This is a genomic window from Chryseobacterium contaminans (assembly GCF_001684955.1).
Taxonomy (GTDB): domain Bacteria; phylum Bacteroidota; class Bacteroidia; order Flavobacteriales; family Weeksellaceae; genus Chryseobacterium; species Chryseobacterium contaminans.
The window spans coordinates 1-12,755 of the sequence record NZ_MAYF01000302.1; the positions used below are offsets into that span (position 1 = coordinate 1).

The window sequence follows — 12,755 nt, forward strand, 5'->3', positions numbered from 1 at the left end:
ACCTGATCCGGATTTTCTTTATGCTGTTTTCCGCTCGGTGCAGTACGGAACCTGTCAAAACGGATTTCCGCCTCTTTAATATTTCCTAATTTCCCTTCATGTATAACTTTTTTTACCTGCTGGAAATCACGGTCAAATCTTCTGTTTTGATATACACTTAGAAACAAACCTTTTTCTTCGGCCAGCTTCACCAGTTCTTCGGCTTCTTCTACATTTACTGTAAAAGGTTTCTCAACAATGATATTTTTCCCTGCTTCCAAAGCTTTTTTGGCATATTCATAATGCGTCTGAACAGGTGTATTGATAATCACTAATTCTACATCTGCATGCTGAAGCATTTCTTCTACCGAACGACAAATAGTAGCTTCAGGATATTTTTCTTTGGATTCTTCTTTACTTCTTTCCACAATTGCAGAAATGAAAAACCCAGGATGTTCTTTTAAAAAAGGGGCGTGAAATACTTTTCCACTCATTCCAAAGGCACAAAGGCCTGCTTTTACCAATTGCATACTTATATATTTTATAACAAAGATATTCATAAAAAAACTCCGGATTATGCTTTAACAATAAGGATAGAAAGAATCCATCTATTTCACTTTAAAAAGATATGATAAAAATCATAAAATTATTTTTAACTATTCTAAACAAATACTTACATTTGCGCCTTATTTAAAACTGTTCTACATAAAAATAAAATGAAAAGACAATTACTATCTTTAGGTCTTCTATTTATCGCTGTTTCAGCCGGTGCGCAACTGAAAAACGTTGAAGCAGACACCATCAGAACTCAAACCATTGAAGACATCAATCTTCATAAAACGGGAAATCCGAACCAGGCAAGGCCATTATCTACAAAGTCAAACCTGACGATGATGGAAACTCCACAGCCTATTGCTATTGTTACCCATGAAATCATTGAGCAACAACAGGCAAAACAATTGAGTGATGTTCTTCAGAACGTAAACGGGATGTATGTAACTTCATCCAGAGGAAATTCTCAGGATAGCTTTGGTGGACGTGGTTTTGCACTAGGAAACGATAATATTTTCAAAAATGGTACAAGAGTAAACAGTGGAGTCTTCCCTGAAGTAAGCGGTCTGGAAAGAGTAGAAGTTTTAAAAGGTGCCAACGCTATGCTTTTTGGTAATGCAGCAGCAGGAGGTATTATTAATATGATTACTAAAAAACCTAAATTCAATTTTGGTGGAAGTATAGGATTAAACGGTGGAAGCTGGAATTCCTATAAGCCTACAGTTGATATTTATGGTCCTTTATCTAAAAATATTGCTTTCCGAGTAAATGGTGCTTATGAATATGCTGAAAGCTTCAGAGACGTAGTACAATCTGAGAAATATTATTTCAACCCATCTTTCTTATTTAATATCAGCCCAAAATCACAATTAATTATTGAGGCAGATTATCTTAAGAATGACTTCACTCCTGATTTCGGGATTGGAACGATTACCAACAAAGACGGTTCTTTTGAAATGAATGAGCGTTTATCAAGAAATACATTCCTTGGAAACGACTGGCAATATCAGAATGTAGAGCAGGTTTCAACCAATGCTACTTTTAATCATCAGTTTAATGAAAGATGGTCTTTAACTGCCATCGCTTCTTATCAGAATTATACTAAAGATTATTTTTCTACGGAAAGAATACAATGGGCTTATGACGCCAAGAATCGTCTTTTCTGGGACAGACCATTGAACAAAACTTATAATGAACAGAATTATACTTCTGCACAGGTAAACATTAACGGAGAATTTAATACAGGAAGAATAAACCATAAAGTTTTATTTGGAGCTGATGCAGATTATGGTACTGCAGATTCCTATACTTATTATAATCCTGCTAATTTACTTCCGTATGCATCCAACATTACCGGAAGACTTTATATGGATGATCCATCAACATGGGCAACTACAGCAATGCCAAATTATGAAAACCTGGAGAAAACCCGCATCAATACAAGAAGAATTGGGGTTTATGCACAGGATTTCATCAGCCTTTCAAAAGAATTTAAAGTACTGGCAGGCTTACGTTGGTCATATGTTGAAAATATGCCTACCATAAACACTAAATATAAAACTCTTGATGCAAGCAAAAAGGTAGATCTTAACTCTACAGCATCTAAGGGACTTGTTAATAATAGCTCAACATCTGATCAGGCTTTATCACCAAAAGTAGGCTTTGTGTATATGCCTAATGATAATCTTTCAGTATTTGCAACCTATACCAATTCATTCGTAGCCAATGCAGGATATGTATCCAATGAAATTAATAATCTGGATACTACAGGAAATACTGCTGCTGTACAGGCAAGAGTAGGTGGCTTAGCAAAGCAGGGAATAAAACCAACTACAGTAGATCAGTATGAAGTTGGAGCAAAGAAAAATTTCTGGAATAATGCTTTAGCTGTAAACCTTACCGTATATCAAATTAATTACAATAATTACTATCAGACTTTCTTCTATGTAGATCAAGCGGGTAAACCTCAGAACCCAGACTCCAACTTAAAAGAATTGGCTGGAGATATGAGAAGCCGTGGAGTAGAATTAGATATTACAGGAAATCCAAATGAAAATCTATCTATCATCGCCGGATTCTCATACAACAACTCAGTCTATACCAATACTCCTGAAAAAGGATATGTAGAAAAACAAAGATTGGTAAGAACTCCTGCAACAACGGCTAATGCTTCTGTCTTTTATAAATTCACTAATACTTTAAAAGGTCTGAAAATAGGTGCAGGTGTTTATTACATTGGTGACAGAATTGCAGGCTGGAATGATTCAAAATCTACGAACATCAGCAGAAACAATGTAACAAGAATGATCCCTATTAAAGACTATACTACTGTAAGTTTATCTTTAGGATATGAATGGAAAAAATTCTCTATCCAAGGAAAAGTGGGGAACCTGTTTGATGTAGAAAACTACAATGTTCACGAGAACTATTCAGTAAACCCTATTATGCCAAGAAATTATTATTTTACATTAACATACAAACTGTAGAATAACTTTATAATTACTTCTTTATTAAAAGTGGAGATTGCATTTTTGCAGTTTCCACTTTTGAAATTTAAAAACAAAACAAAAAAACGATATGGATAAGATTAAAGACACAAGAAGTTTCATGAGAGTTACACACCGTTATCTGGGATATTTCCTAGCTGGGATTATGGCTGTGTATGCTGTAAGTGGGATTATTTTGGTCTACAGAGACACCGATTTTCTAAAAAGTGAAAAAAAGTATGAAAAGACTTTATCTGCAAACCTTTCTGAAAAAGAACTGAAAAAAGAACTGAAGATGAAAGGTCTTGAAGTAGAAAAAACGGAAGGTACCGTTCTTCACTTTAAAAAGGGAACTTATGATTCTGCAACGGGAGTCGCTAAATATTCAAAAATGGAATTGCCTTTTGTACTGGATAAGATGGTTTCGCTTCACAAATCACAGTCTAAAGATGCTATTGCCCCTCTAAGTGTATTCTTTGGAGTAGCCCTTTTCTTCTTTGTGATTTCAAGTTTCTGGATGTTTAATCCTAAAACAAAGGCTTTCAAACGTGGCATTAAGTTCACCATTGCCGGGTTGATCATTTCTGTCATCCTTTTACTTATATAATAACATAACTCTGAACAGAGATATTGGATATATTTCCGGTTATCAGTACTTGATAACCGGTTTTTTTATTAAAAAATACAATGTCAAATTTTTCCTATTCCAACAATTCCTTAGGTTCAAACTCCCAACTCAGTTCTTTATCATTATGAAATCATTAGTAATAATGTTAAAAATATAAAATGTATCTACCTCATAACGTTAACATTAATTTAGAAAAATTGTCTAAAATTAAGAGTCTGGCACATTTATTGTTTTTTCTATAATTCGTGAATAATAAACATTTAATTATTAAAATAATAAATTATGAAAAAACTTATTTTAACAGGAGTATTAGCTATAGCAGGATTAACAGCCACTGCAAACGCTCAGATTCAGAAAGGTAATTGGATGGTAGGGGGTAACCTTGCAGGTGCTAATTTTGGTTTAAATGAAGGAGCAGGATATGATTTTGCTATTCAGCCAAAAGGAGCTTATTTCATTGAAGATAATCTTGCAGTAGGGGGATATGTAGATTTAGGATTTAAAGGAGCTAAAGATGCACCAACTACTTTCACATACAATGTTGGAGCATTAGGACGTTACTATCTTAACCCGGGAGAAAAAGGAGTAAATAACTTACTACACCACGGAAGATGGTTCTTCGAAGGTAACGTAGGTGTTGGAGGGATGTCTATCTCTAAAGGAGGTTCTTCTTCTAACGGTCTTAACTTCGGATTTGGTCCTGGTTATTCTTACTTCATTACACCAAACATTGGTTTAGAAGGTTTAGTTAAATATGATGCAAACGCTGGATTCGGAAGCGGTGGATATACTAACAAAATTACTTTTGGTTTAGGATTCCAGATTTACCTTCCAACGTCTAAAGCAAAACAAATCATCAACGATGTTAAGTAGTAATCACTGAAACACTTATATAAAAAAATGAAAGCGGCCCGAAATAAATTTCGGGCCGCTTTTCGTACAAATTAAAACTAAACTATAAAAAATCAAATAAATCATGTATTCGGTTGTGGCGTATATCTTAAATACGGCTTTATTTCAGTAACTCCCTTAGGGAATTTTTTAATGGCATCTTCAGTAGAAACGGCAGGTGGAATAATTACATCTTCTCCGTTCTTCCAGTTTACAGGAGTGGCCACCTGATAATGATCCACAAGCTGTAAAGAATCCAATACCCTTAGAATTTCATTAAAATTTCTTCCGGTAGAAGCAGGATAAGTAATAATAAGCCTCACCTTTTTAGCAGGATCAATAATCAATAAGGAACGCACGGTTGTCGTTGCTGAGGCATTAGGATGAATAAAATCATAGAGTTCAGAAATTTTTCTTTCCTTATCTGCTATGATGGGAAACTGTACATCAGTATTTTGGGTTTCATTAATATCTTTTACCCAATTTTGATGATCTTCTACCCCATCCACACTTAAAGCAATTACTTTGGTATCTCTTTGGGCAAATTCAGATTGCAATTTCGAGGTATATCCTAATTCTGTAGTGCATACCGGTGTATAATCTGCCGGATGCGAAAATAGAATTCCCCAGGAATCTCCCAAATAATTATAAAAGTTAATATCACCTAAAGATGATTCTGCCTGAAAGTTGGGTGCTGTATCTCCTAATTTGATTGACATAATATTTCGCATTTGTTAGTCTACAAATTTAGTAGACTTTTTGATACTGGCAAAATTTTTGTTGAAAATTTATATCTTTAATGTAAAATTTTATTCATGGAGAAAACCGGACTCACCTACATAGACCTGGTGTATAAGGTATTGGAAAATTGGTATATAACGTTTGCAGAACTTACCCCTAAACTGATTGTCGGCATTTTAGTATTTACATTCTTCCTTATTAGCAGTAAATACATGAGCCAGATTGCTGTAAAATTATTTCATAAATTCTTTCCAAAAAGCCAGAAAGAAAGCTCATTAGTGACATTAATCAGTGTATTCAGGTTTTTGATCATGCTGATGGGAACATTTATTTCCCTTGAAATTATGGGATTCAGTGGCTTCTTGTGGAAATTTATCGGGAGTTTGGGAGTTGCCGGGGTTATTGCCGGGGTTGCTTTAAAGGATCTTGTTTCAAGTATCTTTTCAGGAATGCTGATTGGTATTGACAAAGCTTTTAAAGTAGGCGATTATATTACGATCGGAACCCATTCCGGAACAGTACAGGAAATTGGATTTTTAACAACTAAAATCCTTACAGACGATGGAAAGAAAGCCTACATTCCGAATCAGGTGGTTTTCAATGCACCGTTTTATAATATTACAGCTTCGCCTCAGCGCAGAATTATCTTAAATTTTGAAATTCCGGCAGATGAAGATATCAGTAAAGCACAGAAAGGGATTCTGGATGTAATCAAAAATCTTGATAATGTGGATAAATTAGATACTGCAGAAGTTATTTTTACAGATCTGAAGCAAGGGTCATTCAATCTTCAGGTTAAATTCTGGATCAAGGTTGGAGCTAATCTGGCGCAGGTAAGAAGTAAAGCTTATTTAAACATTAAAGAGCGTTTTGATATGGATAAAATCCAGCTGGTGACTCCTACAAGCATCAGTATTACAAATGGAGAAAGTAATTTACCGGAAAGCCAGGATAAATAATTTATTTCCCACAGACCTCACTGATTCCACAGATGTTTGTGGATACATTAATATAATAGAAAGCTGCTTCAAATGATTGGAGCAGCTTTTTTGTTATACGCGAAGGCGCTAAAGTTTTTGGGTTATGCGAATGTTTTAAGGCGCAAAGATTTTGTGAAATTTTATAGCTATATAGAAATTTGTGGTATTGGGGACAAAAATTTTATACCCTTACCTTTTTTCCAACAAATCAGTTTGTATTGTGGTTCCTAGAAATTATAGCGCTATCTTTCTTAGGGATTTTGGCAACAGTATCATTATCTATCATGATAGGCTCTCCCATAGTATACTCTTTGTTAATAACGGCAGAATCTTCTTCTATGACATCTACAAATCCTGTTGTCATACAAACCTCTTCTTTAGGTTTCGAACAGCCTATCAAAAACAAGACTAAAGAAAATAATGTGAGTACTATTTTATTATTCTGAAAATAAGAGGGAATATATTCAAAGAAGCGTTCTTTTAATTTCTCAGAAGGATGAGGCATATTCAACTGATGATTATAAAACCTTCCGCAGACTCCTTCTTCTTTTTTCTCTTGTATAATTTGCTGAATCTCCTGAGGCTGTTTTTGAGTAAAATCAATAACACATTTCTTACAGACAGAACAAAACCTGCCTTTTTCCTGTGGAGACATAGATTCCCAATTTTCAGAACAAGGTTCTGGGATGTATAAGTTTTTCATGAATACGTTTTCGTATACGCATTAAAAAACCGTTCCAAAATTGGAACGGTTCCTTATTTTATCTGAAAATTTTAGATTATGCTAAAACTTCTTTTACTTTGTTTGCAGCTTCTTCTAAAGTAATTGCAGAGTGAACCGGAAGACCAGACTCGTCAATTAATTTTTTAGCTTCTACAGCATTAGTTCCCTGTAATCTTACGATCAATGGAACCGGAAGGCTACCCATAGCTTTATAAGCATCTACAACACCCTGAGCAACTCTGTCACATCTTACAATACCTCCGAAGATGTTGATTAAGATTGCTTTTACGTTTGGATCTCTTAAGATGATTCCGAAAGCAGTCTGTACTCTCTGTGCATCAGCAGTACCACCTACGTCAAGGAAGTTAGCAGGGTTACCACCTGATAATTTGATGATATCCATAGTTGCCATTGCAAGACCAGCACCATTTACCATACAAGCAACGTTACCATCCAATTTTACGAAGTTAAGACCAGCTTCACCAGCTTCTACGTCCATTGGATCTTCTTCTCTTGTATCTCTTAATTCAGCTAAATCTTTGTGACGGAATAATGAGTTATCATCTAAAGTTACTTTAGCATCTACAGCGATAATTTTGTTATCAGAAGTTTTCAACACCGGGTTGATTTCGAAAAGAGATGCATCAATACCTGTGTAAGCATTGTAAAGAGAACCGATGAATTTTACGAATTCTTTGAAAGCATTTCCTTCAAGACCTAGGTTGAAAGCAATTTTTCTAGCCTGGAAACCTTGAAGACCTAAAGCAGGATCAATGATTTCTTTGTGGATTAAGTGAGGAGTTACTTCAGCAACGTGCTCAATATCCATACCACCTTCAGTAGAATATACGATTGTATTTTTACCTTCAGCTCTGTCTAAAAGGATAGAAACATAAAATTCTTTAGTTTCTGATTCACCTGGATAATATACATCCTCTGCAACCAAAACAGAATTTACTTTTTTACCCTCAGCAGAAGTTTGTGGAGTTACCAACTGCATTCCGATGATGTTCTGAGCGTTTTCTTTAAGTTTATCCATGTTTGGAGAGAACTTTACACCACCACCTTTACCACGACCACCTGCGTGGATCTGAGCTTTTACTACCCACCCTTGAGCGCCAGTTTCAGCAGTTAGTTTTTCAGCAGCAGCTACAGCTTCGTCTACGTTGTTTGCAACGAAACCACGTTGGATAGCTACTCCATACTTTGATAAAATCTCTTTTGATTGATACTCGTGAAGATTCATATTATTTTTATTATTTTATTTTAATATTTAAAGGTTGACAAATTTACTAAAAAGACATGGAAGTTCAAGATTCTTCATTCAAAAATTAAAGATTCGTTCCTTGATTTTTGACATGTTTATACATTTTCCCTTATTCTTCCTCTAATTTTTCAGATTGTGATCCGATAAACGGAATCTTTGGAGCTAAGAAATATCCGGTAAGGCTCGCAAATAATATTGGTACAAAATAAGTAAACCCGGTTAATGTTCCCAGAATAATCGTTGTACTCATTGGAGTTCTTGTAACACAGGCATTAATAGCCGCCATACAGCTTACAATGGCCAAAGTAGTATCAACACCCGGAAATAAATTGTGGATAATTAGCCCTAATGTAGTTCCCACAAAGAACAGTGGAATGATAAACCCTCCTCTCCAACCTGAAGTTACCGTAATGGCAATCGCTAATATTTTAAAGACTAGTACCAGAATCAGAAAATTCAATCCAAAGTTCCCACCAATTAACTGATTGATTTCGTTATGTCCGAAATATCTTGTGATGGGAAAATTGTAAGCAATAATTCCTAAAAGAAGCCCTCCTACTAATGTTTTAATATAGATCGGAAATTTTCTGTATTCAAAAATCTTTTTGAAAAATTTCACCACAAAGATGAAAATCCATCCAAAAAGAGTTCCTACAATACCAAATAAGGTTGCGTATAAAAAGTCATAGACCCCAGTGTAATGATAGGCTTTTAAATCCCAGGTTGCTCCAATTCCCAGGTGGATAATCAAAGCAAACATCAGATAACTGAAGCAGCTTGCTACTAATGCCGGAATAATGGCTTTATAATATTCAACCGCGTGTTTGTGATGAAGAATTTCCAGGGAGAAAAGACTTCCTCCAAGCGGCGCACCAAAAAGCGCTGTAAAGCCTGAAGCCATCCCTGCAATGCTTAATGAACGTAATTCTTCTCCTTTCAATCGGAAGATTTTCCCCAACCAGGTTCCTGTAGATCCGGTAACCTGTACCAAAGGCGCTTCCGGTCCCAAACTTCCACCTGATGCCACACAAAAAAGTGAGGACAGAATCATAGAGGGGTTATTTTTCGGTTCCAGTTTTCCTTTATTGAACCTGATGTTATTTACAATCAGATGAATTTCTCCGGGATCCCCGATAAAATGAATCACCAGACCAGCCAGCAAACCGCAGATCGCCATCGTTGGAATCACCTGCCAGCCTTGAAAATGAGCTAAAAACTCAGTAAAATGCTCCAGGACGATCCAGTATCCACCTGCAATAACACCTCCTATCAGGCCAGTAAGAGCCCACATGAAAAAAGTACGGCTGAATACGAACGGATTGAACTTTATAGGTTGATCTAAAAGATTAAACGTTCTTATAAGCCGTCTTCTTCTGTTGATTTTCATTCTTAGATTTTGTTTTTAACAAAATAAAGAATCAGCATTCCCCAGCTTAATATCATCATCAGACCTCCAATCGGAGTGATAGGTCCTAAGAATTTTAGGTTCATTCCCAGGTAATCCTGCATACTCAGGAAATAAATACTCACTGAGAATAAAAGTGTACCTGCAATCATTAAAATGGACGTCCATCTTTCAGCAGAAGTCTCAAATTTTAAAATATAGCCGATGATTAACAGGAAAAAGGCTGCATACATCTGATATCTTACTCCTGTTTCAAAACTTTCCAGTCTTTCCACAGCCAATATTTTCTTTAAAGCATGTGCTCCAAACGCACCGAGAATCACAGATACCATTCCGTAAACTGCTCCAAAAACTAAAGTGATTGTTTTCATTTTATAATTCTTCTAATTCTATACTTAAATATTTTTTCGTCTTATAATCCTGCCAGGTTCCGGAAATTTTATTTCCTTTCATTTCTGCTTCTACAAAAGCCCTGGGAATCCATTGTCTGGCAGCCTCGTCATAATGATCATTTTCAGTGATGGAAATATGATTTCCTTTCATCTTCCCGTCCCATTTAATAAGCTTTTTGTTTTTGTCATACCAATATTCTGCATTAAAAGAGCTTGTTTCTGAGGAATTATCAGCAGGATAGAGACGGCTAACCAGAACTGTAATGGGATATTTTCCGTCAATTTTGCCTTTGTATAGTTTATTTCTGAAACTTGTTTTTTCAATTGTATCAGATCCGCTAAGCAAGTTTTTTGCATAAGGACTCCAATATTTTTCCAATTCTTTATATGTAAATTCAAGTTCATGGTTGCCAAGATCATCTAAAGCTCTCATGGCATGATTGGAGCATCTTCCTGCAATAAATCTGATTTTATCTTTGGCAAAATAATACTGAATACCATCTAAAGTATAATCGGTGAAGCATTCTTCATAGATCCCGATCTGATCCTGAACTTCTTCCGAAGGATTTTTCTCTGATTTTAACTGTACAAGAAAATCATTAATTTCCTTCTTTATTTGCTTTCGAATTAAATTTTCAATTGTTTTAGCGGCATTGGGATTAAAAAGATCTTCTGCATTAATAAGATTTCCTGTTCTAAGATCAAAATTCACCCATTTTGCAAAATTTTCCGGATAAGCACCTGAAGCTTCTCCATCCATTGCGATAGATAGAATGTTTTTAGGAGTTTCAATTTTCTCCCAGCTATAAAAATAAATATAGTTGGAATAAGAGGTTGTTCCCGTAGATACCAGTTTAAAAGGATTAGGTCCCGAATTCGGAACATATTCCAATTCATTAACCTGTAAAAAAGTATTTATTTTATTTTCTACTAACGGATTTTCAGCATAAGAAATCAGAGGGAAGTTCGAATCTTCCGTCTTAGGCAATAGATCTGTAATTTTTACATTTTTCTGTTGTGAAAAACTTAATCCGGAAACCAACATGAAAAATAAAACACTTTTCTTCACTATTTCGATTTTAAATACATTAAAATAAACTTAGCCACTAAAGTAGAAATCCCCAGGATGATAAACATGTTGGCAAATTTCTTGGAACTCTGAAAGCCAGGTGAAGTGGTTTTCTTCAAAAAGAATCCAAAGATGAGAAATATGATGGGCAGGATAATCTGTAACATTATTTTTCTCTCATTCTGTTAAACTCATTGATTACTTCGTGGTGGCTCACCGTCTTGTCTTTGAAATAAGTCACAAAGTGTTGTTTCTCTTCTTCTGTAGCTCCCAATTGGTTCAGAATGTTCAGTAAGTGCATTTTCATGTGCCCTTTCTGGATTCCTGTTGTTACCAATGATCGTAGTGCAGCAAAATTCTGAGCCAGTCCTGAAACTGCAAGAATACTCATCAATTCCTGAGCAGACGGTTTTCCAAGTAATGCTAACGAGAATTTCACCAATGGATGAAGATTGGTTAAACCTCCTACTACTCCAACAGAAATCGGAAGGTCTATCCAGAATCTGAAAACGCCGTTATCTGTTGTACAGTGTGTTAAAGATCTGTATTGTCCGTCTTTTGCAGCGTATGCATGAGCGCAGGCTTCTGTTGCTCTGAAGTCGTTTCCGGTTGCAATTACAACGGCATCTACTCCGTTCATTACTCCTTTATTGTGAGTGGTTGCGCGGTAAGGTTCAATTTCGGCAATGGTTACAGCCTGTTTAAATTTGGCAGCAAATTCTTCAGGAGAAATACCGCTGTCATCTTTTAAGTCTTCCATTTTACATGAAACCTCAGCCCTTACGATACAGTCAGGCGTGAAATTGGAAAGGATATTCATCACAATTTGTAATGAATTCTTTTCTTCCTGAGTGAAATCTTCGCTGGTTGCTACTTCCTGTCTCAATGTTTTTCCAAACTGTTCAAGACATGAATTGATAAAGTTAGCACCCATTGAATCTACGGTATCAAAACTTGCTTTCAGCTGATAGTAATTAGGCATTTCAGCAGTTTTATCCACAAGGCTGATATTCAGAATTCCACCACCGCGTTTTCTCATATTCGCAGTGATTTCTTCTGTAGATTCAAGTAATTTTTTCTTTAAGCTGAAGTTGAAGAAGTGCAATAATTTGTGTGGTTCAACACTGAACATAAAGTGAGTATGTCCTAACTTTTCAGTATTGATAATTGTTGTTTTAAAACCTCCTTTATCAATCCAGAATTTTGCAGCCTTGGAAGCTGCTGCCACTACTGAACTTTCTTCAACGGCCATTGGTAATGCCAATAGTTTTCCGTCAATTAAAAAGTTCGGAGCAATTCCGTACGGCATATAGAAATTGGAAATTGTATTTTCAGAAAACTCCTCATGCAGTTTCTGAAGATCTGCATCTTCATTCCAATATTGTTTTAATATATTTTGATATTCCTGATTACCTTCAAGATATTCGTTTACAAGCCAGTCGATTTTCCCCTGCTTTGGAAGCTTGGAAAAACCTTCGATGGGTTTATGGTTCATGATATAAACTTTAATGAGGCGTAAATATAATGATTTTGAGACTGTTTTTTGTTGATAACTTCTATGAAAAAAGGTTGACATTTATCAATTTTGGAATTAAATTTGAACATATTTTAAAACAATAATTGATACAAAACATATCAAAC

12 protein-coding genes are annotated in these 12,755 nt (G+C 35.5%); 4 read left to right on the forward strand and 8 right to left on the reverse strand.

Annotated features, from left to right (window positions below):
- Positions 1-509 (reverse strand): Gfo/Idh/MocA family protein (locus BBH99_RS14570; protein ID WP_131799229.1); only part of this gene is annotated, 509 nt, incomplete at its 3' end.
- 186 nt (positions 510-695) lie between these two features.
- Between BBH99_RS14570 and BBH99_RS14575 the strand changes: the two genes are divergently transcribed.
- The 3 genes from BBH99_RS14575 (at position 696) to BBH99_RS14585 (ending at position 4,518) form a co-directional block, all read left to right on the forward strand.
- The gene (locus BBH99_RS14575) at positions 696-3,017 is read left to right on the forward strand and encodes a TonB-dependent siderophore receptor (RefSeq protein WP_066697141.1); all 2,322 of its coding nucleotides are present in this window, start codon (positions 696-698) and stop codon (positions 3,015-3,017) included.
- A 91-nt stretch (positions 3,018-3,108) separates the two neighbouring features.
- Entirely contained in the window at positions 3,109-3,624 is a 516-nt protein-coding gene (locus BBH99_RS14580; protein ID WP_066697144.1) for a hypothetical protein, read from the forward strand.
- Between the two features lie 303 nt (positions 3,625-3,927).
- Positions 3,928-4,518, forward strand: a complete 591-nt coding sequence (locus tag BBH99_RS14585; protein ID WP_066697146.1) for an outer membrane beta-barrel protein — start codon at positions 3,928-3,930, stop codon at positions 4,516-4,518.
- A 101-nt stretch (positions 4,519-4,619) separates the two neighbouring features.
- Here the strand turns inward: BBH99_RS14585 and BBH99_RS14590 are convergent, their stop codons facing one another.
- Positions 4,620-5,255 (reverse strand): peroxiredoxin, encoded by a 636-nt coding sequence (locus BBH99_RS14590; protein WP_066697151.1) that lies wholly within the window; start codon positions 5,253-5,255, stop codon positions 4,620-4,622.
- Between the two features lie 96 nt (positions 5,256-5,351).
- Here BBH99_RS14590 and BBH99_RS14595 point away from each other — a divergent pair, with 96 nt between their 5' ends.
- Positions 5,352-6,236 carry a mechanosensitive ion channel family protein gene (locus tag BBH99_RS14595; RefSeq protein WP_066697154.1) on the forward strand — a complete coding sequence of 295 codons (885 nt, stop codon included), beginning with the start codon at positions 5,352-5,354 and terminating at the stop codon, positions 6,234-6,236.
- 229 nt (positions 6,237-6,465) lie between these two features.
- Here BBH99_RS14595 and BBH99_RS14600 read toward each other — a convergent pair whose 3' ends face one another.
- From BBH99_RS14600 to BBH99_RS14625, 6 genes are all read right to left on the reverse strand, one after another.
- The gene (locus tag BBH99_RS14600; protein WP_066697174.1) at positions 6,466-6,960 is read right to left on the reverse strand and encodes an HMG-box domain-containing protein; all 495 of its coding nucleotides are present in this window, start codon (positions 6,958-6,960) and stop codon (positions 6,466-6,468) included.
- Positions 6,961-7,036: 76 nt separating this feature from the next.
- Positions 7,037-8,227, reverse strand: coding sequence for an ADP-forming succinate--CoA ligase subunit beta (gene sucC / locus BBH99_RS14605; RefSeq protein WP_066697176.1), 1,191 nt, complete (start codon positions 8,225-8,227; stop codon positions 7,037-7,039).
- Between the two features lie 130 nt (positions 8,228-8,357).
- The gene (locus BBH99_RS14610) at positions 8,358-9,635 is read right to left on the reverse strand and encodes a chloride channel protein (protein ID WP_066697178.1); all 1,278 of its coding nucleotides are present in this window, start codon (positions 9,633-9,635) and stop codon (positions 8,358-8,360) included.
- Between the two features lie 2 nt (positions 9,636-9,637).
- Positions 9,638-10,024 (reverse strand): DUF423 domain-containing protein, encoded by a 387-nt coding sequence (locus BBH99_RS14615; RefSeq protein ID WP_066697180.1) that lies wholly within the window; start codon positions 10,022-10,024, stop codon positions 9,638-9,640.
- A gap of 1 nt (position 10,025) precedes the next feature.
- The gene (locus tag BBH99_RS14620; RefSeq protein ID WP_066697183.1) at positions 10,026-11,114 is read right to left on the reverse strand and encodes a hypothetical protein; all 1,089 of its coding nucleotides are present in this window, start codon (positions 11,112-11,114) and stop codon (positions 10,026-10,028) included.
- A gap of 166 nt (positions 11,115-11,280) precedes the next feature.
- Positions 11,281-12,609, reverse strand: coding sequence for a hydroxymethylglutaryl-CoA reductase, degradative (locus BBH99_RS14625; RefSeq protein WP_066697186.1), 1,329 nt, complete (start codon positions 12,607-12,609; stop codon positions 11,281-11,283).
- Positions 12,610-12,755 lie beyond the last annotated feature (146 nt).

Bases quoted from the DNA above. Each gene is read 5' to 3' on its own strand.
- BBH99_RS14590 (WP_066697151.1), bottom strand. From the start codon at position 5,255: ATGTCAATCAAATTAGGAGATACAGCACCCAACTTTCAGGCAGAATCA.
- BBH99_RS14625 (WP_066697186.1), bottom strand. From the start codon at position 12,609: ATGAACCATAAACCCATCGAAGGTTTTTCCAAGCTTCCAAAGCAGGGG.
- sucC (WP_066697176.1), bottom strand. From the start codon at position 8,227: ATGAATCTTCACGAGTATCAATCAAAAGAGATTTTATCAAAGTATGGA.
- BBH99_RS14600 (WP_066697174.1), bottom strand. From the start codon at position 6,960: ATGAAAAACTTATACATCCCAGAACCTTGTTCTGAAAATTGGGAATCT.
- BBH99_RS14580 (WP_066697144.1), top strand. From the start codon at position 3,109: ATGGATAAGATTAAAGACACAAGAAGTTTCATGAGAGTTACACACCGT.
- BBH99_RS14575 (WP_066697141.1), top strand. From the start codon at position 696: ATGAAAAGACAATTACTATCTTTAGGTCTTCTATTTATCGCTGTTTCA.
- BBH99_RS14585 (WP_066697146.1), top strand. From the start codon at position 3,928: ATGAAAAAACTTATTTTAACAGGAGTATTAGCTATAGCAGGATTAACA.
- BBH99_RS14610 (WP_066697178.1), bottom strand. From the start codon at position 9,635: ATGAAAATCAACAGAAGAAGACGGCTTATAAGAACGTTTAATCTTTTA.
- BBH99_RS14615 (WP_066697180.1), bottom strand. From the start codon at position 10,024: ATGAAAACAATCACTTTAGTTTTTGGAGCAGTTTACGGAATGGTATCT.
- BBH99_RS14595 (WP_066697154.1), top strand. From the start codon at position 5,352: ATGGAGAAAACCGGACTCACCTACATAGACCTGGTGTATAAGGTATTG.